The following is a 24,644-nucleotide window of genomic DNA, read 5'->3' as shown; positions in this document are numbered from 1 at the left end:
GCATACCTATAAAACTTGAACATCCGCCCACTTTTAACCATTAAAAGGTGATCCAATTCACCTTTTAAAACGACTATAACCACGTCTTCATCTTTTGCTCCTTGAATGAGTCGGTGACCACTTATCGAGGGCTTCAAAGTCAAGGAACCTTTGAATCTTCGGGCGGTCCTACCGACGGCTATAGTCACCGTTGAAGCATTCCCTGAGTCAGCGCGATGGAATCCTAAACACGTTCGGTTGTTATCGACTACGAATGTTCATCGATCGTTGTCCATGACTATTCGGTCCTGTTGAAGTTCGTGCATACGTTTATGCACAAGGATGGAACTATGAATTTTAAAGAACGTGGTATTTTACATTCGAATTCATCAGCGATCTCATTATCACATCGCTTGTTAGATTTAATGGTAATTTCCGGAACAGCTTATCTGGCTGGCTCCGTGATTCCTGGCGTCCCCATGAAACCTGAGCATTGGGTAATAGTATTCCTTGCTCTTTTGATATTTCATTTCCTGACAGAAATGAATCAAATGTATCTTTCATGGCGCGGCGAAAGAATATCCAATGAACTAATAAAAATATCAACTTATTGGGTATTAACATTCTCAACTGTTTTCATGGTTGATTATTTCTTCTTTAATGAATCCTTTTTAATCAGCAGTACCATGAAGGCATGGCTGGCTCTTTCATTGATTGGCCTGTGCGGATATCGGGTGCTGCTGCGCTCTGTTATGCACTCGCTGCGAAAAGCCGGTTTCAATACGCGCCGAGTAGCCATCGTAGGTGCCGACAAGATCGGTCAGCGTCTTGCCCATACAATCGACAGAGCGCCATGGATGGGCCTGCAACTGCTCGGTTTCTATGTCGAGAATCCGCTAGACCATCCCGAGCTCAACCGTAGCGAGCCCGGCTTTTCGATTCGCGGCAACCTGGAACAGCTGGTAGACGATGCGCGCGCCGGTTATATCGACAAGGTCTATATCACCTTGAGCATGGCGCACCAGGAGCACATCAACTGGCTGGTGCAAGAACTCAGCGATACGACCGCTTCGGTCTACATCATTCCTGACGTCTTCATGTTCCACCTGCTCCATGCCCGTAGCGAAAGCATTGATGGTTTGCCCAGCATTAGTATCTTCGATACGCCAATGGATGGTGCTAGCCTTATCGTCAAGCGCATCGAGGACATCGTTCTGTCCCTGATCATTCTGTCGATCATTTCCATTCCCATGCTGGTTATCGCCATTGGTATCAAGCTGTCCTCTCCTGGCCCGGTATTTTTCCGCCAGAAGCGTTATGGCATGGACGGTAAGCCGATCGAAGTCTGGAAATTCCGTAGCATGAAGGTCATGGAGAATGGCGAGAAGGTGACGCAGGCGACCAAGAACGATAGCCGCATCACACCCTTTGGCTCGTTCCTACGACGCACGTCACTCGATGAGCTTCCCCAGTTCATTAACGTACTGCGTGGTGAGATGTCGATCGTAGGCCCACGACCCCATGCGGTTGCTCACAACGAACAGTACCGCAAGCTGGTTCAAGGCTACATGCTGCGCCACAAGGTCAAGCCCGGTATTACAGGGTGGGCCCAGGTCAACGGCTGGCGTGGTGAGACGGATACCCTGGACAAGATGCAGAAGCGCATCGAGTTCGACCTGGACTACATCCACCACTGGTCCTTCTGGTGGGACGTCAAGATCATCTTCCTGACCCTCTTCAAGGGTTTCATCAACAAGAACGCTTACTGAGAACTGCTGCCGGACCTGACGACCGAAAAGTGATTCAGGCCGGCAACAGCTGAACTTTCTAAGGTAGAGATGTCAGAGCTTGCCTGATCGAATCCCAGTAGGAGTTCAGATGCGGAAGACATGTCAGGGTGAGCTCCAGATACGATTGGTAAATGCCATCAAGAGCATCTGATTTCCCGTCTGGAAGAGTTTTCATGATTAAGTCAGTTTTAGTGGTTTGCGTTGGAAATATTTGCAGAAGTCCAATGGCCGAAACGCTTCTAAGGGAAGGCCTGAAAGGGCGGAATATAGAAGTCAGTTCAGCGGGTATTGGTGCATTGGTAGGCCGCCCTATGGATAGTACGGCTCAAGAAGTACTAAGAGAAAACGGACTTGAGCTATCGACACATAAAGCTCGCCAGGTTGATGCAGAAATGCTTCGGAAGGCAGACCTTATTTTGACGATGGAAGAATTTCATTCTCGTTCTGTTGAAAGTATGGCGCCAGAAATCAAAGGGAGAGTTTTTCTGATTGGTAAATGGGTAAATAACCGTGAGGTACCCGATCCATACCGCCTCTCAAAAGAAATGTTCAAAGAAGTACATATACTTTTAGCAAAATGCGTAGATAGCTGGCTTCCATACATTAGATAAGGGGAAGAAGGAATTTCATGACCACGATGCCTCGTTTTACGGCCACTGAAGTTAAGAACGATACCGATATTAATTTCTCAGCACTGTTTGGAATCCTCGTTGATTACAAATGGCAGCTTCTTTCTATTATCGGTATCTTCACTTTCCTCGGTATTGCTTATGCCATGCTGGCTACGCCCATGTATGCATCCAATGCAATGCTGCAGATCGAAGAAAAGAAAGGTGTAACACGCCTGACTGATCAAACATCCGGCATGCCACCGCCACTTCCGGAGGCAGTGACTGAGATCGAGTTGCTCAAATCCCGTCTGGTGATTGGCAACGCGGTCAAGAATCTGCACCTGGATGTTGTCGTAACGCCCAAGTACTTCCCTATTTTTGGTGGCTATGTCGCTCGTCATTTCAAAGCTGAAAGCGAAGACGAAGTTGCCTCCCCTGTTCTGGGCCTGAACAGCTTTGCCTGGGGCGGTGAGGATGTAGAAGTCGCTGAGCTGCGCGTCCCCGACAGCGCCCAGGACAAGCCTATGACACTGAAAGTCGAAGAAAACCAGAGCTTCACGGTTTTCGATGCCGACAATCAGATTCTGCTGCACGGCACTGTCAACCAGCCTGTCGAGCAGGATGGCTATTTCATCCAGGTCAGCAAGCTGCAAGCACGTCCCGGTACTGAATTCACAGTCATGAAGAAGCGACTGTCTAGAACAATTCAGGAATACCAAGGCCGCATCAGCGCAGGCGAGCGTGGCAAGCAGTCAGGCATCCTGTCTGTTGCCCTGCAGGACTCTGATCCTCTGCGTGCTCAACGCATTGTTCAGGAAGTGATCGATCTGTACGTTGCTCAGAACATTGACCGCAACGCAGCAGAATCGACTCAGAGCCTTGAGTTCCTGCGTAGCCAGATTCCTTCTGTCAAGAAAGAACTGGAAGACGCGCAGCGTGCGCTGAACGAATACCAGACCAACCGCCGCTCTGTTGATATCGACAGCGAGACCAAGGGTGTTCTGGATCAGATCGTTTCGCTGGATGGCCAGATTTCCGAGCTGAACCTTAAGCGTGTTGAGATGAGCCGCAAGTTCACCACTCAGCACCCGGCATTCCAGGCCGTACTCGGCCAGCTGCGCCAGCTTGAAGTTGAAAAGGACAAGCTTGAGAAGCGCGTAGGCAATCTGCCTTCTACTCAGCAAGAGCTGCTCCGTCTCAAGCGTGACGTTGACGTGACCAGCCAGACCTACACCTTGATGATGAACAAGGTGCAGGAGCTTGATGTTATCCGTGCTGGTACTGTCGGCAGCGTGCGTATCATCGATAATGCAAACGCGAACATTGATGATCCTGCAAGCCCCAACAAGCCGCTGATCGTAGTTGCTGCACTGGTTCTGGGCTGCCTGCTGGGCCTGGCCGTTATCTATACCCGCCATACCCTCAAGCGCGGTATTGAAACACCTGAAGCCATCGAGCAGTTGGGTCTGCCGGTTTATGCTTCGATTCCGTACAGCCGCAACCAGTCCGAATCCGAAAAGCTCTTTGGCCGCGGCTCCCGCAAGATTGGCGAATCGGCGCTGCTGTCCATCGCTCATCCTACGGACCTGAGTACCGAGGCGCTGCGTAGCCTGCGGACCAGCCTGCACTTTGCGATGATCGAGGCTAAGAACAACATTCTGATGATCTCCGGCCCAAGCCCGGATGTCGGTAAGTCCTTCGTTTCGTCCAACCTGGCAGCTGTTATTGCCGAGTCGGGTCAGCGCGTTCTGCTGATCGACGGGGACATGCGCAAGGGCTACATGCACAAGATCTTCAATGTGAAGCAGAAAGACGGTCTATCCGACCTGCTGAGCAATCGCATTGCAATCAACGATGCCATCAAGAAGACCGAAGTCGACATGCTTGATTTCATGTCTTGTGGCCAGTTCCCGCCAAACCCTTCCGAACTGTTGATGAGCCATCGCTTTACCACTGTTCTGAAGCAGCTCGGCGACCTGTATGACATCGTGATCATCGATACTCCGCCGATCCTGGCCGTAACCGAAGCCGCCATCATTGGCGCCCATGTAGGTACCAGCCTGATCGTCGCCCGCTTCGGCATGAACAGTGCCAAGGAGCTGGAGGCTACCAAGCGTCGCTTTGATCTCAATGGTGTACCGCTCAAGGGTGTGATCCTGAACGCTGTAGAGCGCAAGGCTTCCAACTATTCCTCTTACGGTAACTATCAGTACGCCTATGAGAGACCAAGCAAGAGCTGAAGCCTGTTATAGGCAGCAGCGCTTGCAAACATGGAATGGGACTAAAAAGCACCATGCATAGCATGAGAAAGCTTCAATTGAACGATGAAGCATAAAAGTCCACAGGTAGGAGCTCTTTTGAGCTCCTACGTTATTTCAAGGCTTTTGACCGTTTCAGATCAGTAAATTGATTTTCTAGGCTAAAGGGATATCGAAATGAACGTTGCAATGGTGCTGAATTACAAGGCTCCGCAAGAAAGCATTTCCTGCGCTGAAAGTATTCTTAATTTTTGTAAGACAATCGACCATGTCGTCCTGATAGATAACGACTCCAAGGACGGCTCTTACGAAACGATGAAACAATGGAAAGAAACCCATAACGTAGACCGGGTTTCCGTTATCGCCAGCCCTGTTAACAGCGGCTATGCCGGTGGTAACAACTTTGGAATGAAATGGGCACGCGAACAATTCAAGGTTGAGAACTTCTGGATTCTCAACAACGACGCCTATGTTAAAGACGATGCCTTTAAACCGTTACTGGATAAAATCACGGCTGACAAGAACACCATTGCCGGTTCGGTCATTCTGAGTTCTCAAACAGGAAAGATCGAATGCTATGGTGGCGGGATCATGTATCCCCTGCTAGGCAAATCCAAGCTTCTCGGCAAAGGGCTTTCCATTGATGAGATCGGCCAGCTCAACCGTGAGCCGGACTACATCATGGGCTGCAGCCTGGCCTTCAACGCCGAGATACTGGATAAGGTTGGCTACATGGACGAATCCTACTTCATGTACTCCGAAGAAGTGGATTGGCAGCACCAGGCGAAAAAGCACGGTATTGCACTGTATGTCGCACCGGATAGCCAGCTCTATCACTATGGTTCGATGAGTTCAGGCGGAAAGTCCGAGTTTTACTACTACTTCCGCAACCGTGCAGCCACTCGCTTCAACAAGAAGTTCTATGGCTCACCGTATGCACTCATGTCTGCGGTTTTACTCTCCGGCATAACCGTGTTGAAGGAATACAAGAGTCCAAAGCTGGCCTGGTCTGGTATCAAGGGCGCGTTCAAAGGGGCAACAATGCATGTCTAATGGAGTAGTAAGCCAGGCATTCGGTATCGACTTTTTCCTGGGCACCAAGGATGAGCTACTGAAGCATATTTCAGCCAGCCTGAAAAAACCTTACACCTATATCGTTACGCCGAACATTGATCACGTTGTCCAGTTCCAGGAAAACGAAAATCTGCAAAAGGCGTATCGCACCGCTGACAAGCGTGTCTGTGATAGCCGTATCCTGTCGCCCTTGCTCAAATCCCTGGGCGTTGAGATCAAGGAAGTGATCACGGGCAGCGACCTTACGGTCTCGCTTCTGAAGAAAGCCGACCAGGAAGACTTGTCCATTACGCTGATTGGCTCGGAAGAAAAGGACGTGGTAAAGCTCAAGGCTATGTATCCACGTATCCGGCTGAATCACTACAACCCTCCGATGGGCTTTATCAACAAGCCTGACGAAGTGCAGAAGTGCCTCGACTTCATCTATGCCAACCCTTCAGACCTCATTTTTTACGCGGTTGGTGCGCCACGGCAGGAAATGTTGGCCAGCATGGTCGATGCTACCAAGCGTACAGGCGTTGGCCTTTGCATCGGGGCCTCGATTCTGTTTGCTACCGGCAGCCTGAAGCGAGCGCCGGTCTGGATGCAGAAAGCCCGTATCGAGTGGCTGCATAGAATGCTATCGGAGCCCCAGCGTCTGGTGCGTCGCTATGTTCATGACGCCACCCATATTCTTCCTATCTATCTCAAAGAAAGATCAGGAAGACGAAGCAGTGAAGAAGTAAATTAATCGATTGCGACTGCATTTTTTGGCCAGTCTGAGGACAGGGAAGACAGCCATGCTGGATGGAATGCAACGTTACGCTGGATGGGAAGCGATATGAGAGCAGTAAGCAAAAGCGGTGCCTACTTCATATTATTAATTTTCGTCTTCGTATTACATTTTGGTATTTTCGAAGAAACCCCCCATAACCCGATTGGCATCTTGTATGTCAGCGAGTTGTATCTGGTTATTTGTCTGGCGTTTACAGCCTTCTATGTACTGGCGTCCGTGGGAAAAGAGCAAAAGGATTTGAAAATCCTTTTAACTTATTGCGCCTACTCGTCGGTTATCTTCATTCTGCTGCCAGCGATTTTCTCGAATCTTTACTATGGGCAACCATTGATATACGGGATCATCGAAGAGCGTCGCATACTGTATTGCTTCACTTTTTCCGTCATGCTTTACCTCGCCCGGAACATGAGTGCTGCCCAATTTGAAAAGGCATTCCTGTTTGTAGGTTTCATGGCGTGCATTCTGGCCTGGATGTTCAAGTTCTCCGTATTGCCGGACCTGCGGGACAAGGTGGCGTCCTTCGACCGGCCAGACCGCTCCTCAATCGGTGCACTGGCGCAGTGCCTGGCTTATTTCTATTGCATTCAGGTATGGAACAAAGGGATATCGCCCATTGATGGCTCGCCCAGGTCCAAGACGCCTTATATTGTGTTCGCCTGTTTCATTTTGCTGACTCTGGTCTTTGCAACACAAACGCGCCAGCTGATCTTTCTGTCCCTTTGCTTCACGCTGCTTTGCCTGAAGAGCAAGTCGGTTATCTGGATCGTGGTATCGGGTATTTTGGTTTCTCCTCTCTACCTGTTCCCGGATCTGCTGAAAGAGCTGGGACTCAATCTTGATTTCTATGCCGAATCGCTCGAAAACGGTCCAACCGATAATGTCCGTGAGCAAACCATCGGTTATATCTTCGGCCATTTGCATGCGAATAACTGGTTACCTAGTGGCTCCTTGTCCCTGATGTGGAACAATGGCTTTATCCCTCACTTTGGCGAGTACTTCTTCCTTTCCGACGTTGGGATATTCGGTACGCTGTTCAGATTCGGCTTCCTGGCCTTCCTGATCGTCCCACTGACCCTGTTCTGCTATTACTACTTCGCCAAGCGCTTACACAGGGATACCAGCTTCACCGTTACCGCCCTGCTGGCGTATATGGTGATCTGGCCGCTTCAGGGTATCTTCGAATATATGCAGGCAACGATTGCGTTCCTGCTCGTGATCCAGGCACTCAAGGCCTACCACCGAAACGTGGAGAGCCCAGCGCTGGATTCGTATGTTGAAGAACACCCACTGATGCAGCCCAGCTTTAGATAGCCCCCTCCCCTGCATGTCTGTCCGACCAGGGCAGACATGCCTTTCTGCAAAAGAGCCCCCCATGACAATGCTGAAAAACAGCACCTGGAATATTCTGGGTGTAGTCATTCCAAGCCTTATCGCACTCCCTACCATGGGTGTTCTTTCTCGAAAGTTAGGTATCGAGCAATTCGGCCTGTTTACACTGGCGTTTGCTATTGTCGGTTATGCCACCATTTTTGACGCGGGACTTACACGCGCCGTCATACGAGCCGTGGCTATGCACCATGGCAATGTCGAAAAGAATAAATCCGTTATCGCGACCGCTACCTATGCTGTGGTCGGTCTGAGCGCACTCGCGGTGCTCTTGTTATGGCTGGGCGCAGGAGAACTCGTTTCCCTGCTACACGTTTCGGCAGAAAACGTTGACGTTGCGGTGGCTGGCTTCAAGTGGCTAAGCCTTTCGATACCGCCCTTTCTACTTACCATGATCTGGTTTTCCTATCTGGAAGGAAACGAACGGTTTGCAGAATTCAACCTGTTACGCACCATCACCAACTCCATTCTGGCTGTTTCCCCCCTGGTAGCCGTGCTGGTCGATGAGTCTTTTACCGCGACGGCAATAGGGCTTGTCATCGCCCGCCTTATTTCGATGGCCGTGGCGTTCATTCCATGTTGGCGAGAATTTCCGCCGGGCTTTTACCGATTTGAAAAGAGCGTTTTCAAGGAACTCTTTGCGTTTGGCAGCTGGATGACTGTGAGCAATATCATCAGCCCTGTCATGGTGTATTTTGATCGTTTTATCCTGTCCAACATGGTCGGAGCCCAGCGCGTTTCCTTTTACACCGCGCCCTCTGAAGCCATCTCACGCATGCTGATCATTCCCAATGCTGTCGCTCGGGTTATCTTCCCGCTTCTGAGCAAGCGTTCGGCGGATGCGACTGCTCAGGCCAATCGAGCGTTCTGGGCCCTGCTCGCCGCCTGTGTAGTCATGGTGCTACCTCTATTCATACTCGCCCCCATGGTCATGACTTTATGGATGGGACCGGAATATGGTCAGGAAGGCGCGCAGGTGCTGCGTATTCTCCTGATTGGCTTCATCTTTAACGCGCTGGCACAGATTCCCTTTGCGAAAATCCAGGCGAAGGGCCATTCGAAGATCACCGCTTTTATCCACCTGGCTGAGCTTTTGCCTTATATAGGCTTGCTGGTCGTGTGCATACACCTATTTTCTCTTCAGGGAGCTGCCATTGCCTGGTCGATCAGGGTGGCTGTTGACTTCATTGCTCTGGAAGTTATGTCACGAAAAATCAGCTAGTGGCTTATTGACATATAACGTCAGGATAAAGCCAAAAATTGGATCGATTTACTTTTAAAAAGAGTGTTTCCACAAAAGTGAACTAATTTTTTAAGCTTCTGTCACAGCCTGCGCTGATATGTATGGTTTGGTTGGATACGGAGCTGTTACGAATTATCCAGCGCCAGGCGCGCCACAGGCCTACATGATTCATAAAGTTTCTTATGCCCAAACACGTTCTGACGCTTATAAATCGATCGATACGAAGTTTTTAAAAACTTTTTTACAGCGATCAAGGAAGAAAATAGATGAAACGTACCTTTACCCTTGCACTACTTTCTACCCTGCTTCTGCAGGGCTGCGTATGGTCTCCAGGCCAATACCTGCACCGGGACGATTTGAAGACCAACGGCTCCATTGAGGGGACAAAGGTTGAGCTGATTCCTATCACATCGGCTTATTTGAAAAGTCATGACTCCGTTAACCCGACTGCAGATACTGGGAACTGGCAGGAATTGCTCAAGTATCATCCAGCGGCTTATCGTGTAGGCAAGGCGGACCTGCTGTATATCACTGTATGGGATCACCCCGAGCTAACCGCTCCTTCTGGTGCCCAACAGCAGATCGAGGCGAACGGTCGACTGGTACGTCCTGACGGTACTATTTTCTATCCGTACGTTGGCACCCTGACAGCAGAAGGCAAGACGCTTGAGGAGATCCGTAAGGTCATCTCGACTCGTCTGGCGGCCTTTATCGACAATCCTCAGGTCGACGTGAGCGTCCTGCGCTTTGGCAGTCAGAAAGTCACCTTGTCAGGTGCTTTCACCAAGGGCGACTCCATTCCGCTGACAACTGTGCCGATGACTTTGGTTGAAGCACTAGGACAGGCAGGCGTTGACACCCAGACAGCTGACCTGAGCGGCCTGACCCTGGTACGTGACGGCAAGGAGTACCGCCTGGATGCCGATACCCTGAACCGTAAGGACTCCAAGCTGTACGGCGTATACCTCAAGGATGGCGATAGCATCCACCTACCCTACAACGATAACCGCAAGGTTTACGTGATGGGTGAAGTGGTAAGCCCACTGGCAGCCAACTTCAAGACCACTAGCCTGACGCTAATGGACGCACTCGGCCAGGCAGGCGGCCTGAACCAGGAAACTGCCGATGCGGATGAAGTGTATGTAATCCGTGGTCCAGAGAATTTTAATTCTTCCCCAACTGCGAAGGCTCAAGTGTTCCACCTGAGTGCTTCCTCGCCGACCGCTTTCGTTCTGGCACAGCACTTTGCACTACAGCCGCAAGACGTTGTATTCGTAGGTCCTGCCGGAATCACCCGCTGGAACCGCTTCGTCAGTCAGCTGCTGGGCTCCTCGAACGTGCTTAGCTCCACTGCAAACGCCAACCAGAGCTTCAAGTAAGAGCTTTCTGGATGGTCAAAAAGCCCTTCGTTTGAAGGGCTTTTTTATGCCTTAATAAATCCTTCGGAACCGCCTTACTGTTACTGCAGGCTCCCCTACAGGTATTAATGCTCAGGACAGGCTTGGCTGAATCTTCAATGCCGCGATATAGCCATAGCTGCTACATATGTACTTACAGCAATAACTACCTGCAGCACTCAGCCGATACCGGGTCAAGTCAAGACGCGGCACTCTGCGAAGGGATCTTTATAACGAAGTTATTTGACAGGCATAAAAAAGCCCAACGTTAGTGTTGGGCTTTTTGCTATTACATGCCTTAACTAAGCGAGACTTTTTCCTGCAACTTCATTGCAGGCTTCTTCTTTGACTGTATACCAAAGAACGCTAGATTAAGCAGACTAAAGCGACCGACTGCCTTCTTGAGGGCCACTGGCAGGATAAGCCCCAGAATCATACTGACTGTAAAGGTAATCCATACATCATGGATTGCCAGTTTGTTCAGTACGATACGGCTGCCCGCCGTTCCAAATACATGGAATAGGTAGATTTCGAAAGAGAAATACCCCAACCATGCCAACGGCTTGAAATAGACCCGGCGGGTGATGATCATGTAAATGGCAGTAATCCCCAGAGCCGTCCCTATGTAATCCATTCCACGATCACTGATGGAAAGTTGATTCCACAGATAGGCCTGATCAATGACAACCAATGCCGCCAGCACGACGCCAATCACTAGCTGTTTTGAAGCGGTATTCAACTGGTCGGAGAAGCGATAAAGCCCCAGCCCCAACAGGAAGAAGGGCAGCAATTGGATGGCCTTGTACAGGCAGAAGAAGTCCGGGAATACTTCGTAGTGCAAGGAGCCCACCAGGGCGATACACATGATGATCAGGTAATTCCTGAGAGAGGACAGCAGGCTGAACTTCTCCATCAAGGCAATCATGACAAAGATGCAGAAGATGGACTGCAAGAACCAGAAATGGGCATAACTGAAGAAATAGATACCGAATACATCGCTCCATTCCGGCTTCGTATTGGTGTTGGGCACCAACGCTTGCGAGATGAAGAAGAGCGTTGAGACAACGATCATCGGGATCAGAATCCGGCGAAACTTGCCCTGATAGAAACGCGGCAGGGAGCTTGCGGAAGTAACGGGTCTCAAGGCATATACATACCCGGAGATGGCCGTGAAGAGCGGCATGCGAATGTAAACAAGCGAGTCGTAGAGATAACGGAGGAATGAGTCATCCGCGACTTTCATTCCCTGATCACCCGAACTGCCAATAACGTGACCGGCTACCATTAAAAATAGCGCCAACCCCCTGATCGTTTCGATCCTTAAATCTTTTTCGGGTTTGGTAGTGCTCATTAGGCGCCCTTCCTTAAATCAATACATATGATATCGCTCGGATATCGACCACTGTTAATCTACTGACCTGAGAGGATAGGCCACAGAAAGCCCTCCATTTTTATATTCACTCAATACTTGGCTTGTATTTGAACTGAATCACTTTCTAACTGCCATATGCTGACTAATGTGCAGCTTTTAAGCTCGGAAGGATGCAGTAGTTTTCAATTAATATTGCGTCTCTTCATTGAAAACCTGTGGAATAGAGCTCGCCAGGTCGCTCAATTATCTTTTGTATCTGCCAGTGTCAAACTAAGCGACATATCGATATCGTATTGATATCAGACTTCGGCAAACTCAAGCAGGATAAGGACAGATCAATACCCTTATTGTTCGGGTTTATATATTTTTTTTGAGTGAAACTCATTACAAATAGATAAACGGGACTGTTTTGATGGCGGGCGTATCTGCAACGGTCCGCATTTTAGCCGCATGCCGTGACAGATACGCTATTAGCATTATGCGTTAGACGAACGCTTTACCGTCCAGGACTGCTTTACGCCACCGCACGATATTGACCTTTTCTGGCAGGCCAACCTGGCTGAAGGGATCCTGTGCCAAAAAGGCCTCGGCTTCTTCGCGGGTTTCGACATCCACGATGTAGACACTTCCGCTGGCGTTTGCCCCTTCGTCGTCAAGCTTGGCTCCACAGGCGAGCAGCTTGCTGGCATTTTCACGGAGGAAATCCAGATGGGCAGGACGGTTGTCCTGGCGCAGCTGGGTAGTGTTGGGCTTGTCCCAGGTTTCGATCAAAAAAGGCATGGAGTTTTCCTTGGTTGATAGCGTCTCCCTAGCATACCTGTATGACCAGGCCCTGGGTAAAGCGTATCTATCAAGGAGGCATGTCCTTATGCCTCGCCAACCGCGTTATGCCGCGCGGAACAAAGCGTGTGGATCAATCACAAACTTCTTGGGTACGCCCGCATCAAATTCGCTATAGCCTTTGGGTGCATCATCCAGGGTGATAACGTCGACACCTACAATGTCAGCAATCTTGATACGATCCCACATGATGGCTTGCATCAACTGCCGGTTGTATTTCATGACTGGTGTTTGCCCGGTATGGAAGCTATGGGACTTGGCCCAGCCCAGTCCAAAGCGAATACTCAGGCTACCCTGCTTGGCCGCCTGGTCGGCAGCACCAGGATCTTCCGTTACGTAGAGCCCAGGAATACCGATCTTGCCGGCGACACGTGTAACACCCATCAGTGAGTTAAGGACTGTGGCAGGTGCTTCGTGCTGTGATCCGGAGTGACCATGGCCGCGGGCTTCGAAGCCGACCGCATCCACGGCGCAATCTACCTCCGGCTCGCCTAGAAGTGCCGCAATTTGTTCATGTAGGGGCGTGTCTTGGGACAAGTCGGCAATTTCAAACCCTTGCGCCTTGGCATGAGCCAGACGTACCGGATTGACGTCACCTACGATGACCACGGCAGCCCCCAGCAGGCGAGCCGACGCAGCGGCAGCCAGACCGACAGGACCTGCGCCAGCGATATAAACGGTACTACCCGGTCCGACGCCCGCCGTGACGGCTCCGTGGTAGCCGGTGGGCAGAATGTCCGAAAGGCAGGTCAGGTCGCGAATCTTTTCCATGGCCCGATCCCGGTCAGGCAGCTTGAGCAGGTTGAAATCGGCATAGGGCACCATGACATATTCCGCCTGACCACCGACCCATCCACCCATGTCAACGTAGCCATAGGCGCCGCCAGCGCGGGAGGGATTTACCGACAGGCAGACGCCGGTGTGTTGCTCTTTGCAGGTACGGCAGCGGCCACAGGCTACGTTGAAGGGGACGGAGACCAGATCCCCTACCTTGAGGTTTTCCACCCCTTTGCCCGCCTCGATGACTTCTCCAGTGATTTCATGGCCCAGTACGAGACCCTCGGGGGCTGTAGTACGGCCACGCACCATGTGCTGGTCGGAGCCACAGATGTTGGTGGAGACGACTCGCAGGATCACACCGTGGTCGATTTGACGTCCCTGGGGCGTTTCCATTTTGGGGAAGGGAATGTTTTGTACTTCGACTTTACCAGCGCCCAGGTAGACGACGCCTCGATTGCCTGACATACGCGTTTCCTCTTGTTGTTGTAGTGAGCCCATGAGTGGGCGGTGGTTCATGGAAAGCAGTAAAACATTGAATCCGATAAGGTATCGCTGCGCTTGAACCCTCCTGCGACGGGTATGTTGAGCGTAGAAAGCACGAGCCGAACGTCAATCAAAGCGTGCGATGAGCGCACAGAAGTGGCAGGTTCTGCTTTTGTAATGGTTATCGGCTGGACTGGATTTGATGGGTATCCCGTTGCTCAACCCTCCTACAGGCCACGCTCCATTGCATTATCCGGCGAGCCTTGATTCATCGCGCTGCCAGAGCCCTCTAGAAGGCTCACCTATCCTTTCGAGAAAAGCGCTCGTAGTGACATGGAGGGTGGCGGTTACAGCACCACCGTCCGGTTAGCATTCAGGAAGACACGGCGCTCCAGGTGATACCCTACAGCTCGAGCCAGGGTCAGGCATTCGATGTCTCGGCCTTTGGCCACAAGGTCTTCCGGGTAATACGCATGATCCACGCTCTCTACCCCTTGGGCGATGATCGGCCCTTCGTCGAGGTCATTATTGACGTAATGGGCAGTGGCACCGACCAGCTTTACCCCCTTCTGATAAGCCTGATGGTAAGGCTTGGCGCCCTTGAAGCCTGGCAATAGGGAGTGATGGATGTTAATTGCCCAGCCATCGAGACGACGGCACAGCTCGGGCGAAAGCACCTGCATGTAGCGTGCAAGCACGACCAGTTCCGCCTGGGTATCCTGCAGCACCTGCCAGACGCGGGCTTCCTGGGCGGGCTTGTCGTGGGGGTCCAGCGGAAAGTGGTGGTAGGGAATGCCATGCCAGCGGGCCAGGGGTTCAAGATCCGGGTGGTTGGAAATCACCGCGGCCACATCCATCGGCAATTGGCCGATCCGCTGGCGATAGAGCAAGTCGTTCAGGCAATGATCGGCTTTAGAGACCATGATCACCACCTTTGGGCGGTAGCCTGGCGCGGTCAGCTCCATTTGCATATCGAACGGTCCCAAGGCATCGGCAAGACCGGCACGAAAGGCAGTCTCGTCGAAGACAGCCGGTGCCTTGAACTCCACGCGGATAAAAAAGCGCGCCGCCAGTCGGTCATCAAAGGAGTGATGCTCGGTGACGTAGCACTGCTGCTCGAACAAAAAGCGGGTCACTACGTCCACGGTCCCCAGTCGGCTTGGGCTCTGGGCAGTAAGAATCCAGGTATCAGGGGTGCGGCTCATGGATAGCTACCGAATAGGTTGGATGTTGTGGGTTGAATAACCTGGGGCCAGGGACACAGGTATCGCTGCGCCCCACGCACCTTACTGATCAAATGTATACTTTTAACCTGTGGTATCCAGCCAAATGGTTAGTTCGCGGAAGGATGGGATCGATACGCACAACCCATCCTGGCCGTACGCTGTCAGTTGGCGATGGCTAATCCGTATTCGGCGCTGGCGTCCTGTAACCAGAGCCAGATGTAGTCGGCAAAACTGCGGCGAACCACCAGCTCCCACGTCTCCTCACCGGTGTGGCGGATAACCAGCTGGGATTTGGCAAATACCGTCCCGACCGCCTTGCCTACCGGAAATTGACTGGGGTGGACATCGTAGGATGTGGACTTCATCAGGACGTTGCGTACATTCGGTCCTGTCAGCTCATACAGGGTCTGGCCACCGCTGACATTGACGATGGAAATATGCCGATCGCCGATCGCCTCACGCAGGCTCAGTTCGGTGGAGTACTCCTCGCCCTGCGGAACGATCAAGAGCCACTCATCCGGCCCCAGCCATTGCAGGGAGGTTTCACCTTTCACAGTCAAGCCCAGGGCGGGGGGCAATTCCAAACCCAGTACGGATTCGACTGCACCGGTAAAGCCGGTATCGCTGGCCTCTCCCCGCAGGACCAAATGGCCCCGCAGCTTTTTCTCGCGCAAGGTCACGCCTGCGCTGCCAACGCTCCGGCCCGCCAGCTTGTCGAGCTCAGCATGAAACAAGGGGGATTCGGCGCGTGCAGGTCCGGCAGGACGCTGCTGATAAACGTTCACGTTAGACATGCTGACGCTCCCCTTTCGGATCATAGAACACAGAAGAAACGATTTCGGCTTCGACGAAGGTGCCATCCCTGAGCGCGGCATAAACTTTTTGTCCCATCTTGCCCAAGCCACCCCTTACAACGGCCAAGGCGAAGCCAAAGCCCATCGAGGCGCTGTAATAGCTGGAGGTGACATGCCCCACCATGGTCATTGGAATCGACTGCTGGGTGTTGAACACCAGCTGTGCGCCTTCCGGTAGAACCGCCTTGGGATTGACTGGCTTGAGGCCCACCAGCTGCTTGCGGTCTGCTTTAAGGCAATCCTGCCGGTTCATGCCGCGTTTGCCGATAAAGGAGAACGGTTTGTTCATGCTGACGGCCCAGCCCATGCCCAAGTCCTGTGGGGTGACGGAGCCATCGGTATCCTGACCCACGATGATGAACCCCTTCTCGGCCCGCAGTACGTGCATGGTTTCGGTACCGTAGGGTGTTAGGCCGTACTTCTTGCCAGCCTCTATCAGCTGCTCCCATACGCCCATCGCATAATCGGCCTGGACGTTAATCTCGTAAGACAGCTCGCCGGTAAAGGAGATGCGGAACACCCGAGCCGGTACGCCGCCCACGGTGCCTTCCTTCCAGCTCATGAAGGGGAACGCATCCTTGTCCAGATCGATGTCGGTCAGCTCGGCGAGCAGGTTACGGCTTTCCGGACCAGACAGGGTCATGGTCGCCCAGTGGTCGGTCACCGAGGTGAAATACACCCTGAGGTCCGGCCATTCGGTCTGATGGTAGAGTTCCAGCCACTCAAGGATACGCGCAGCGCCACCGGTCGTGGTGGTCATCAGGAAATGATTGTCGGCCAGGCAGGCCGTGACGCCATCGTCCATGACCATGCCGTCTTCCTTGCACATCAGGCCGTAACGGGCCTTACCGACCTCCAGCTTGGTCCAGGCATTGGTATAGACGCGATTGAGAAACTCACGGGCGTCCGGGCCCTGAATATCGATCTTGCCGAGGGTCGAGGCATCAAGGATGCCGACTTTCTCGCGCACGGCCTTGCACTCGCGGGCCACGGCGGCATGCAGATCCTCTCCGGCCTTGGGGAAGTACCAGGGGCGCTTCCACTGACCAACATCTTCAAACAAGGCACCTTGCTTGACGTGCCAGCCATGAAGCGCGGTGAAACGTACCGGCTCCATGAGATGGCCGCAGTGGCGACCGGCGACGGCGCCGAACGTGACCGGTGTGTAGTTAGGGCGAAACATGGTGGTGCCGACTTCGGGAATCGCCTTGTTTTGTACACGGGCAGCGATGGCGAGGCCGTTGATGTTTCCTAACTTGCCCTGGTCGGTGCCAAAACCCAGGGCGGTGTAGCGCTTGACGTGCTCGATGGACTCGAAACCCTCACGGCACGCCAGCTCGATACCCGCTGCCGTCACATCATTTTGCAGATCGACGAACTGCTTGGGTGCGCGGGCCGTGGATTTTTCGTGAGGTACCTGGAAGAGCGCCAGCGAAGGCTCTTCGAAGCGATGCTCCGCCCGGGGCACTTCGCCGGCTACCGGCTTCAAACCCGCCTCGCCGGCAGCCGTGGCGCCCGCCTCAAAGCCATCGGCCAGCACATCGCCCAGGGCGAACACGCCGTTCACAGCGCCAGCACAGACCCGTTTTTGCGGAGCCGGGCCCGGTACGAACGCCTGGATATCCTCGCGCCATAGAGGGCGCCCGCCCAAGTGGGATGCCAGGTGCACCACAGGGCTGTAACCACCGGATGTGGCAATCAGGTCGCAGTTCAGCCATTCACCCGGGCTGGTGGTACGGAACCCCTTGATGTCGATAGCGGCAACACGCGCCCCGGTCACCCGTGTTGAGCCTCGGGCTTCGGTAACCGCTGCGCCGGTCAGGACGCGAATCCCCTTCGCTCTCGCTTCTTCGACCCAGGCTCCACGCGGATTCTGGCGTGCGTCGGCGATAGCAACGACTTCGCGCCCTGCTTCCAGCCAGTCCAGCGCGACACGGTAGGCATAATCATTGTTGGTGGACAGCACCAGCTTTTGTCCCGGTGCCACCCCATAGCGACGCACATATGTGGAGACGGCACCCGCCACCAAGTTTCCGGGCAGGTCGTTGTTGGCGTATACCAATGGACGCTCATGGGCACCACTCGCCAGAACGACACGCTTGGCGCGGACCCGGTGCACTCGGTGGCGCACCTGTCCCATCGGGGCCCTTTCGCCGAGATGATCGGTAAGACGCTGATGGATGGTCAGAAAATTGTGGTCGTGATAGCCGTTGACGGTCGCCCGAGACAGCAGGGTCACGTCGGGGGTGGCTTCCAACTCCGCGATGGCCTTGGCAACCCAATCGGCAGCGGGCTGGCCATCCAATAGCTCACGCGTATCGAGCAGGCTGCCGCCAAACTCTTCCTGCTCGTCAGCGAGGATCACACGGGCCCCACTGCGTGCGGCGGCCAACGCTGCGGCCAGACCGGCAGGTCCGGCACCGACCACCAGTACGTCACAATGCTGGTTCATGTGGTCATAGCTGTCCGGGTCGACCTCGGTCGGTACACGACCCAGCCCCGCCGCCTTGCGGATGTACTTCTCATACGTCAGCCACAGGTTTTGCGGATACATGAATGTCTTGTAGTAGAAGCCGGGCGGCATCATCTTGCCGCCGACCTTGCCAAGAATGCCCATCAGGTCATTGTTCACGCTCGGCCAGCCATTGGTGCTGGCGGCCACAAGCTCTGCGTAGAGGGGCTGTTGGGTAGCACGCACGTTGGGAATCTGCGTGGCCTCGGTAGAGCCGATCTGCATGATGGCATTGGGCTCTTCAGCCCCGGCGGCCACGATGCCGCGCGGGCGGGAATATTTGAAGCTGCGCCCGATGACATCGACACCATTGGCCAGTAGGGCCGACGCCAGCGTATCGCCGACAAAGCCCTGGTAGCGCTGACCATTGAAGGTAAAGGTCAACGGCTGGCGGCGATCGATCCGACCACCGTGGGTAAGGCGATTGACCTGACTCATACGGTTTCTCCTTCGATAGCCTTGGCCACCACGACCGGCTTGCTATTTACCTGCGGTTGCTCGCCAATCTTGTACGTTTCGAGAATCTCGTAGGTTTCCGTATTGCGGGTCACGTTGAAATAGCGACGGCACCCGGTGGCATGGACCCACAGTTCATGGTGGATGCCCCGTGGGTTATCGCGAAAGAACATGTAGTCGCCCCACTCCGCATCAGTGCAGTTGTCCGGGTCCAGCGGGCGCGGTATATGCGCCTGGCCTGCCGCATGGAATTCCTCTTCGGAGCGCAGTTCCCCACAATGAGGGCAATGGATGTGCAACATGATCAGGGCTCCTTAGTGCGCGACAGCCGCCGCGCCATGCTCATCGATGAGCGCGCCGGTATGGAAACGGTCGATGGAGAACGGAACCGCCAATGGGTGCATTTCCCCTTTGGCGAGCGAAGCGGCAAAGACGTTGCCGGAGCCGGGGGTGGCCTTGAACCCACCAGTGCCCCAGCCGCAATTGAAAAACAGGTTTTCTACCGGTGTCTTGGAAATGATTGGACAGGCGTCGGGCGTGGTATCGACGATGCCGCCCCACTGGCGATTCATCCGTACGCGGGAGAGAATTGGGAACATTTCGACGATGGCTTGCAGGGTGTGTTCGATGACCGGGTACGAGCCGCGCTGACCATAGCCGACATAGCTGTCGATACCGGCGCCGATCACCAGATCGCCTTTGTCCGACTGACTGATATAGCCATGCACTGCATTGGACATGATCACGCTGTCGATCACCGGCTTGAGCGGCTCGGACACCAGCGCTTGCAAGGGGTGGGATTCCACCGGCAAGCGAAAACCGGCCAGCTTGGCCATATGACCCGAATTACCGGCCGTCACCACACCGACACGCCGGGCCCCAATGAAGCCCTTGTTGGTCTCGACGCCAATGACTGCGCCATTTTCCTTACGGAAGCCAACGACCTCAGTGTTTTGAATCAGGTCCACGCCCAGCGCATCGGCTGCACGGGCGAAACCCCAGGCTACCGCATCGTGGCGGGCTACCCCGCCCCGGCGTTGTACCGTCGCGCCCATGATCGGATAACGGGTGCTCTTGCTACAGTCGAGGTAAGGCACCTCTTCGGCCACCTGCCTGGCGTCGAGCAGTTCGCCGTCTACGCCATTCAGGCGGTTGGCACTGACGCGGCGCTCGGCTTCGCGCATGTCCTGTAACGTATGGCACAGGTTGTAGACGCCGCGCTGCGAAAACATGACGTTATAGTTCAGGTCCTGCGAGAGCCCTTCCCATAGCTTCATCGCATGCTCATACAAGTGAGCCGATTCGTCCCACAGGTAGTTGGACCGTACGATGGTGGTGTTGCGCGCCGTATTGCCACCGCCCAGCCAGCCTTTTTCGATGACCGCGACGTTTTTGACGCCATGCTCCTTGGCCAGATAATAGGCCGTTGCCAGACCATGACCGCCGCCGCCCACGACAATCACGTCATACACCGGCTTGGGGGTTGGCGTGCGCCACATGCGCTGCCAGTTTTCATGATGGCTTAGGGAATGCTTGAAAAGGCCGAAACCGGAATAGCGCTGCATCTGTTTGACTCCTGAACCTGTCCCCACGCATGAATGAGGATTTTCGTAGGGTGGCCTATGACTAGCTGACTCAATCGAACAGGGTGGGTTACGCTCCTGCCAACCCACCTTATGAAGGGCTAATTAGCGGTAGACGGGATAATCTGCGCAGAGCCCGGCCACACGTTCGGCCACATGCGCCTCCACATCGGCATCGCCCAAGTGATCGAGGATGTCGCAGATCCACCCGGCCAGCTCCTGGCACTGGGCCACGCCCAGGCCACGCGTGGTCACAGCCGGAGTGCCGATTCGCAGGCCGGAGGTCACAAAGGGCGACTGAGGATCATTGGGCACGGCGTTCTTGTTGACCGTGATACCGGCGCGCCCCAGGGCGGCGTCGGCATCCTTGCCGGTAATGCCCTGTTTGATCAGGCTGACCAGGAACAGATGGTTGTCTGTCCCACCGGAGACCACGTCGTAGCCGCGCTTGATGAACACCGCAGCCATGGCTTGGGCGTTGTGGATGACCTGCTGCTGATAAGTCTTGAAGCCGGGTTCCAGGGCTTCCTTAAAGCACACCGCCTTGGCTGCAATCACGTGCATCAGAGGCCCGCCCTGCCCCCCCGGGAAGACAGCGGAATTGAGCTTTTTCTCCAACTCCTCGTTGGCCTTCGCCAGGATCAGCCCACCGCGGGGGCCACGCAGGGTCTTGTGGGTCGTGGTGGTGACCACATCGGCAAACGGAAGGGGATTGGGATACAGGCCTGCAGCAACCAGCCCCGCCACATGAGCCATATCGACGAACAGATAGGCACCGACCTTGTCGGCAATCTCACGGAAGCGCGGGAAGTCGAGCGTTTTCGAATAGGCCGAAAAGCCGGCAATGATCATTTTCGGCTGATGTTCTATGGCCAACCGCTCGACCTCGTCATAGTCGATCAGGCCCGTTGCGGGATTCAGTCCGTATTGCACCGCGTTGTAGAGCTTGCCGGAAAAGCTGACCTTGGCACCATGGGTCAGATGTCCTCCATGAGCCAGACTCATGCCCAGCACTGTGTCACCTGCTTGCAGCAAAGCCAGGAAGACCGCCGCGTTGGCCTGGGAGCCAGAGTGCGGCTGAACGTTGGCGTAGTCAGCACCAAAGAGCTGCTTGGCCCGCTCGATGGCCAACTGCTCGACCTTATCGACGAACTCGCAACCGCCGTAGTAGCGCTTGCCCGGATAGCCTTCGGCATATTTGTTGGTCAGCCCGCTGCCCTGCGCCTCCATTACCCGTTGGCTGGTGTAGTTCTCCGAGGCGATCAATTCGAGGTGAGCTTCCTGGCGACGCTCCTCTTCGCTCATCGCAGCGAACAAGGCGTCGTCGTAACCCTGGATGCGGTCTTGCTTGGTAAACATCGCGTCTCTCCTGCAGCGCAGCGGAAGGCCGGCATGGCCGTCAATGGGCTGATCCTTGAGAGCGATGGTAGGACCGAGGCTGCGCATCAGAATGCCTGTTCACGCCACAAGGCGGTGCGTTTGCGACATCACCCTCGCATCCATGCGCCAGACGAGTCGGCTGCATCGAACAGGCCGTCGATCACAGGTGCACAGGCAGGCATACATAAGAATGGCGCCATTGGTCTCTTGTCGCCTGTGAGTCAGGAACCCCGGCATGCCCTTACGGCTCACACCAGAACGGTGCCGATCTGGCTAAAACCCTTATGCCAGAGCGGATGCATTTATCCTATGATCGTGTGAGGCCTTATGACCACACCCCGCTTCGCCATCAGTCAACTCACTACCACACCCTGGCCACTCACACGTGACCTGGAGCTGTTTGCCCATCTCAACGCCGACATCGAGCTGGCGGAAATGAAGTTCGACAAGGACGACGGCAAGCTCGCCGAACAATTCGCTCAGTTGAATGCGCATGGGTTAAAGCCCGTCTCGCTGCAGCCTGAAGTCCGTACGATTTATCCGGCGACCAGTGCACTCGAACCGGCTGATCCTGCTGAACGTACGGCCCTGATCAAGGCTACGATTGATCGCTTCGCCCCCTTCTGCACAGGCATTCCGGTCATTACCAATACCGGCGCGCTCGGCCAGAGCGGCAACGAGGCGGAAGTCTGGGAGGGCTGCATAAAGCACTACCGCGAACTGGCCGATCACGCCGAGGACAAAGGGTTGAGCATTGCCATCGAGCCGCTTAGCCCGCCCATGATGAGCCGCGACAGCATTCTCTATACCTTCATGCAGGGGTATGAGCTGGTGCAGGCGGTGGCACGAGAGAATGTAGGGCTGTGCCTGGACCTGTATAACAGCTGGCAGGATGCAGACCTCACCGACGCCATTCGACTGGCGGGTGACCGAATTTTTCTGACCCAGCTTTCCGACTGGCAGCGCCCGCGGTCCTATTTTGATCGTCGTACCCTGGGCGATGGCATCATTCCGGTCAATCGCCTGCTCGCTGCCGTGAATGAAACCGGCTACGACGGGCCCTACGTTTTGGAAATTTTCTCGTCTGATGTACCAGGCGCGCTCTGGGAGGACGATGACGCGCTTGAGCAGGCCATTCTTCGCAGCAAGGCCCGCTTCGAAGAAGCCTGGGCCACAGGAGATGCGTTGGCTAATCTGGGCATCTAGAAACCCTCAGGGGGCCTGCTCGTGTCGGGGCGCCGGCCGATCCAAAGGCGGTCGGGCGGCTGAGGGTATCGGCCGGTGGGCTTCCAGCTGGCGGATCTGGCGATCCTGCAACCGCGAGCAGGTCACGAGCGCTACTGTTGCACCGATCAGGGCATAGAACATGTCGGACTGGGTATCCCACTCATACCCCTGCGTACCTAGAAACTCCTCTGCGCCCTGCCCCAGCGCCAATGCAGCCCACCACTCGATCATCTCGTAGACGGCGCTGACCGCCACCGCCACACACCCGGAGAGAAACGCGAGCATCTTGTAACCGGACACCTGCCGCTCACGGATCAGGATCTCGCGAGCCAGCAGGCACGGCACGAACCCCTGTACGAAGTGCCCCAGCTTATCGTAGGGATTACGATCCATGTCCAGCCACTCCTGAATCCAGCTACCCAGGGGCACGCGGGCGTAACTGTAGGCGCCTCCTGCAATCAGCCCCAAGGCGTGAATCGTAATCAGGATGTACAGCAGCGGTGTGAGGCTGAAGCGCTCATGAGTGGTGATCAGCAGCGGCAGCACAATCAGCACCGGAAAGATTTCCATCAGCCATGTCGTGCGGTCATAGGGTGCGATGCTGGAGGCGACCAGTGCCGCACATACGATGAGGACGAGTGATCGAAGCAGCCATTTGTGTTGAGTCATTCCATCCGCCTTACGTCGTTCAGCAGTCAGGCCAGCCTGCGAGGAGCAGACCGCATTACAGAACGGTAGACCGCAGAAGGTCAGCGTTGGGTCGGTGGCAGACTCAATTTCGTTACGTTACGTTTATACCTTGCGCCAGACCGACGCCAGCCAAGGCTGCTGCTCCCGAGGCAAGCCGGCGGGCCGGTAATAGTGCTCCAGTTCGGCGAACCCCGTGTCGGTTAGATAACGCTTCCAGCTGTCGAAGTCGTGGTATGCACCATAGCGCCGACCATTCCAGCCTTCGCGGTTGTCACCTCGCGGATTGGAGCTGAACAGCACGCCGTGTGGCTTGAGCGTGGCATGCAACGCCTTGAGTACGCGCGGCAACTCGCTGAGCGGGACATGAAACAGCGTGGCGTTGGCAAACACCCCATCGAAATGCGCTGACGGAAGATCCAGGGCAAGAAAATTCTGATGCCAGACCTCGCACCCCGAATCGGCGCGGGCCATGGCTACGAATTCGGCAGACCCATCGACGCCCACGGGAGAGTGTCCCAGACGCGTGAACGTTTTCAGGTCCCGACCTGGCCCGCAGCCAAAGTCGAGAATGCGCTGCGGGGCCTGACCTTCCAAATGCCTAAGCAGCGCCTCGATGTTCTGGCTGACATCATGATCTCGCGTGCCCTCACGAAAACGCTCGGCCGTCTGGTCGTAGTCCGCCAGCGTCAGGGCAGTGATTCGTTCTAGCTCATCAGGCAAGGTCATGG

Annotated in this window: 20 protein-coding genes; 9 read left to right on the top strand and 11 right to left on the bottom strand. The window is 54.6% G+C overall.

Features of this window, described 5'->3' with window-relative positions:
* The first annotated feature begins 329 nt into the window (after positions 1 to 329).
* The 8 genes from EAW52_RS02955 (at position 330) to EAW52_RS02920 (ending at position 10,495) form a co-directional block, all read left to right on the top strand.
* Complete coding sequence (locus EAW52_RS02955; RefSeq protein ID WP_010796161.1) at positions 330 to 1,748, top strand: undecaprenyl-phosphate glucose phosphotransferase; 1,419 nt, start codon at positions 330 to 332, stop codon at positions 1,746 to 1,748.
* 194 nt (positions 1,749 to 1,942) lie between these two features.
* The gene (locus EAW52_RS02950) at positions 1,943 to 2,380 is read left to right on the top strand and encodes a low molecular weight protein-tyrosine-phosphatase (RefSeq protein ID WP_019367274.1); all 438 of its coding nucleotides are present in this window, start codon (positions 1,943 to 1,945) and stop codon (positions 2,378 to 2,380) included.
* Positions 2,381 to 2,397: 17 nt separating this feature from the next.
* Complete coding sequence (locus tag EAW52_RS02945) at positions 2,398 to 4,620, top strand: polysaccharide biosynthesis tyrosine autokinase (protein WP_010796163.1); 2,223 nt, start codon at positions 2,398 to 2,400, stop codon at positions 4,618 to 4,620.
* 195 nt (positions 4,621 to 4,815) lie between these two features.
* Positions 4,816 to 5,691, top strand: a complete 876-nt coding sequence (locus EAW52_RS02940) for a glycosyltransferase family 2 protein (protein ID WP_122041358.1) — start codon at positions 4,816 to 4,818, stop codon at positions 5,689 to 5,691.
* Complete coding sequence (locus EAW52_RS02935; RefSeq protein WP_122041357.1) at positions 5,684 to 6,442, top strand: WecB/TagA/CpsF family glycosyltransferase; 759 nt, start codon at positions 5,684 to 5,686, stop codon at positions 6,440 to 6,442. Before EAW52_RS02940 ends, EAW52_RS02935 begins: the two co-directional genes overlap by 8 nt.
* Positions 6,443 to 6,532: 90 nt before the next feature.
* The gene (locus tag EAW52_RS02930) at positions 6,533 to 7,798 is read left to right on the top strand and encodes a hypothetical protein (RefSeq protein WP_232235442.1); all 1,266 of its coding nucleotides are present in this window, start codon (positions 6,533 to 6,535) and stop codon (positions 7,796 to 7,798) included.
* Between the two features lie 61 nt (positions 7,799 to 7,859).
* The gene (locus EAW52_RS02925; protein ID WP_122041355.1) at positions 7,860 to 9,095 is read left to right on the top strand and encodes a flippase; all 1,236 of its coding nucleotides are present in this window, start codon (positions 7,860 to 7,862) and stop codon (positions 9,093 to 9,095) included.
* 287 nt (positions 9,096 to 9,382) lie between these two features.
* Complete coding sequence (locus tag EAW52_RS02920; protein ID WP_122041354.1) at positions 9,383 to 10,495, top strand: polysaccharide biosynthesis/export family protein; 1,113 nt, start codon at positions 9,383 to 9,385, stop codon at positions 10,493 to 10,495.
* A gap of 316 nt (positions 10,496 to 10,811) precedes the next feature.
* Here EAW52_RS02920 and EAW52_RS02915 read toward each other — a convergent pair whose 3' ends face one another.
* From EAW52_RS02915 to glyA, 9 genes are all read right to left on the bottom strand, one after another.
* Entirely contained in the window at positions 10,812 to 11,864 is a 1,053-nt protein-coding gene (locus tag EAW52_RS02915) for an acyltransferase (RefSeq protein WP_010796169.1), read from the bottom strand.
* 504 nt (positions 11,865 to 12,368) lie between these two features.
* Positions 12,369 to 12,665 (bottom strand): YciI family protein, encoded by a 297-nt coding sequence (locus EAW52_RS02910; RefSeq protein WP_019367267.1) that lies wholly within the window; start codon positions 12,663 to 12,665, stop codon positions 12,369 to 12,371.
* Positions 12,666 to 12,770: 105 nt separating this feature from the next.
* Positions 12,771 to 13,970: a formaldehyde dehydrogenase, glutathione-independent gene (gene fdhA / locus EAW52_RS02905; protein WP_010796171.1), complete on the bottom strand. Its 1,200-nt coding sequence runs from the start codon at positions 13,968 to 13,970 to the stop codon at positions 12,771 to 12,773.
* A 365-nt stretch (positions 13,971 to 14,335) separates the two neighbouring features.
* On the bottom strand, positions 14,336 to 15,193 hold the full coding sequence (gene purU / locus EAW52_RS02900) for a formyltetrahydrofolate deformylase (RefSeq protein WP_122041353.1): 858 nt from the start codon (positions 15,191 to 15,193) through the stop codon (positions 14,336 to 14,338).
* A 182-nt stretch (positions 15,194 to 15,375) separates the two neighbouring features.
* Complete coding sequence (locus tag EAW52_RS02895) at positions 15,376 to 16,008, bottom strand: sarcosine oxidase subunit gamma (protein WP_122041352.1); 633 nt, start codon at positions 16,006 to 16,008, stop codon at positions 15,376 to 15,378.
* Positions 16,001 to 19,018 carry a sarcosine oxidase subunit alpha gene (locus EAW52_RS02890; RefSeq protein ID WP_122041351.1) on the bottom strand — a complete coding sequence of 1,006 codons (3,018 nt, stop codon included), beginning with the start codon at positions 19,016 to 19,018 and terminating at the stop codon, positions 16,001 to 16,003. Before EAW52_RS02890 ends, EAW52_RS02895 begins: the two co-directional genes overlap by 8 nt.
* Positions 19,015 to 19,338, bottom strand: coding sequence for a sarcosine oxidase subunit delta (locus EAW52_RS02885; protein WP_122041350.1), 324 nt, complete (start codon positions 19,336 to 19,338; stop codon positions 19,015 to 19,017). The genes EAW52_RS02890 and EAW52_RS02885 overlap by 4 nt, the downstream gene beginning before the upstream one ends.
* A 12-nt stretch (positions 19,339 to 19,350) precedes the next feature.
* On the bottom strand, positions 19,351 to 20,601 hold the full coding sequence (locus EAW52_RS02880) for a sarcosine oxidase subunit beta family protein (RefSeq protein ID WP_122041349.1): 1,251 nt from the start codon (positions 20,599 to 20,601) through the stop codon (positions 19,351 to 19,353).
* 123 nt (positions 20,602 to 20,724) lie between these two features.
* The gene (glyA, locus tag EAW52_RS02875; RefSeq protein ID WP_122044708.1) at positions 20,725 to 21,978 is read right to left on the bottom strand and encodes a serine hydroxymethyltransferase; all 1,254 of its coding nucleotides are present in this window, start codon (positions 21,976 to 21,978) and stop codon (positions 20,725 to 20,727) included.
* Between the two features lie 348 nt (positions 21,979 to 22,326).
* Here glyA and EAW52_RS02870 point away from each other — a divergent pair, with 348 nt between their 5' ends.
* Positions 22,327 to 23,205, top strand: coding sequence for a sugar phosphate isomerase/epimerase (locus EAW52_RS02870; protein ID WP_122041348.1), 879 nt, complete (start codon positions 22,327 to 22,329; stop codon positions 23,203 to 23,205).
* Between the two features lie 6 nt (positions 23,206 to 23,211).
* Here EAW52_RS02870 and EAW52_RS02865 read toward each other — a convergent pair whose 3' ends face one another.
* Together EAW52_RS02865 and EAW52_RS02860 are read right to left on the bottom strand one after the other, a co-directional pair.
* On the bottom strand, positions 23,212 to 23,895 hold the full coding sequence (locus tag EAW52_RS02865) for a DUF2238 domain-containing protein (RefSeq protein ID WP_122041347.1): 684 nt from the start codon (positions 23,893 to 23,895) through the stop codon (positions 23,212 to 23,214).
* A 123-nt stretch (positions 23,896 to 24,018) separates the two neighbouring features.
* A complete protein-coding gene (locus EAW52_RS02860) occupies positions 24,019 to 24,642 on the bottom strand; it encodes a bifunctional 2-polyprenyl-6-hydroxyphenol methylase/3-demethylubiquinol 3-O-methyltransferase UbiG (RefSeq protein ID WP_122044707.1) in 624 nt (207 codons plus the stop codon).
* Between the last annotated feature and the right edge of the window lie 2 nt (positions 24,643 to 24,644).

Origin of the sequence: Pseudomonas sp. LTJR-52 (assembly GCF_003691465.1) — a bacterium.
Classification (GTDB): domain Bacteria; phylum Pseudomonadota; class Gammaproteobacteria; order Pseudomonadales; family Pseudomonadaceae; genus Chryseomonas; species Chryseomonas luteola.
This window is presented reverse-complemented; position numbering and strand designations above follow the sequence as displayed.

Excerpts from the sequence above, each read along its gene's own strand:
- EAW52_RS02955 (WP_010796161.1), top strand. The coding sequence starts at position 330 with ATGAATTTTAAAGAACGTGGTATTTTACATTCGAATTCATCAGCGATC.
- EAW52_RS02950 (WP_019367274.1), top strand. The coding sequence starts at position 1,943 with ATGATTAAGTCAGTTTTAGTGGTTTGCGTTGGAAATATTTGCAGAAGT.
- EAW52_RS02945 (WP_010796163.1), top strand. The coding sequence starts at position 2,398 with ATGACCACGATGCCTCGTTTTACGGCCACTGAAGTTAAGAACGATACC.
- EAW52_RS02940 (WP_122041358.1), top strand. The coding sequence starts at position 4,816 with ATGAACGTTGCAATGGTGCTGAATTACAAGGCTCCGCAAGAAAGCATT.
- EAW52_RS02935 (WP_122041357.1), top strand. The coding sequence starts at position 5,684 with ATGTCTAATGGAGTAGTAAGCCAGGCATTCGGTATCGACTTTTTCCTG.
- EAW52_RS02930 (WP_232235442.1), top strand. The coding sequence starts at position 6,533 with ATGAGAGCAGTAAGCAAAAGCGGTGCCTACTTCATATTATTAATTTTC.
- EAW52_RS02925 (WP_122041355.1), top strand. The coding sequence starts at position 7,860 with ATGACAATGCTGAAAAACAGCACCTGGAATATTCTGGGTGTAGTCATT.
- EAW52_RS02920 (WP_122041354.1), top strand. The coding sequence starts at position 9,383 with ATGAAACGTACCTTTACCCTTGCACTACTTTCTACCCTGCTTCTGCAG.
- EAW52_RS02915 (WP_010796169.1), bottom strand. The coding sequence starts at position 11,864 with ATGAGCACTACCAAACCCGAAAAAGATTTAAGGATCGAAACGATCAGG.
- EAW52_RS02910 (WP_019367267.1), bottom strand. The coding sequence starts at position 12,665 with ATGCCTTTTTTGATCGAAACCTGGGACAAGCCCAACACTACCCAGCTG.
- fdhA (WP_010796171.1), bottom strand. The coding sequence starts at position 13,970 with ATGTCAGGCAATCGAGGCGTCGTCTACCTGGGCGCTGGTAAAGTCGAA.
- purU (WP_122041353.1), bottom strand. The coding sequence starts at position 15,193 with ATGAGCCGCACCCCTGATACCTGGATTCTTACTGCCCAGAGCCCAAGC.
- EAW52_RS02895 (WP_122041352.1), bottom strand. The coding sequence starts at position 16,008 with ATGTCTAACGTGAACGTTTATCAGCAGCGTCCTGCCGGACCTGCACGC.
- EAW52_RS02890 (WP_122041351.1), bottom strand. The coding sequence starts at position 19,018 with ATGAGTCAGGTCAATCGCCTTACCCACGGTGGTCGGATCGATCGCCGC.
- EAW52_RS02885 (WP_122041350.1), bottom strand. The coding sequence starts at position 19,338 with ATGTTGCACATCCATTGCCCTCATTGTGGGGAACTGCGCTCCGAAGAG.
- EAW52_RS02880 (WP_122041349.1), bottom strand. The coding sequence starts at position 20,601 with ATGCAGCGCTATTCCGGTTTCGGCCTTTTCAAGCATTCCCTAAGCCAT.
- glyA (WP_122044708.1), bottom strand. The coding sequence starts at position 21,978 with ATGTTTACCAAGCAAGACCGCATCCAGGGTTACGACGACGCCTTGTTC.
- EAW52_RS02870 (WP_122041348.1), top strand. The coding sequence starts at position 22,327 with ATGACCACACCCCGCTTCGCCATCAGTCAACTCACTACCACACCCTGG.
- EAW52_RS02865 (WP_122041347.1), bottom strand. The coding sequence starts at position 23,895 with ATGACTCAACACAAATGGCTGCTTCGATCACTCGTCCTCATCGTATGT.
- EAW52_RS02860 (WP_122044707.1), bottom strand. The coding sequence starts at position 24,642 with ATGACCTTGCCTGATGAGCTAGAACGAATCACTGCCCTGACGCTGGCG.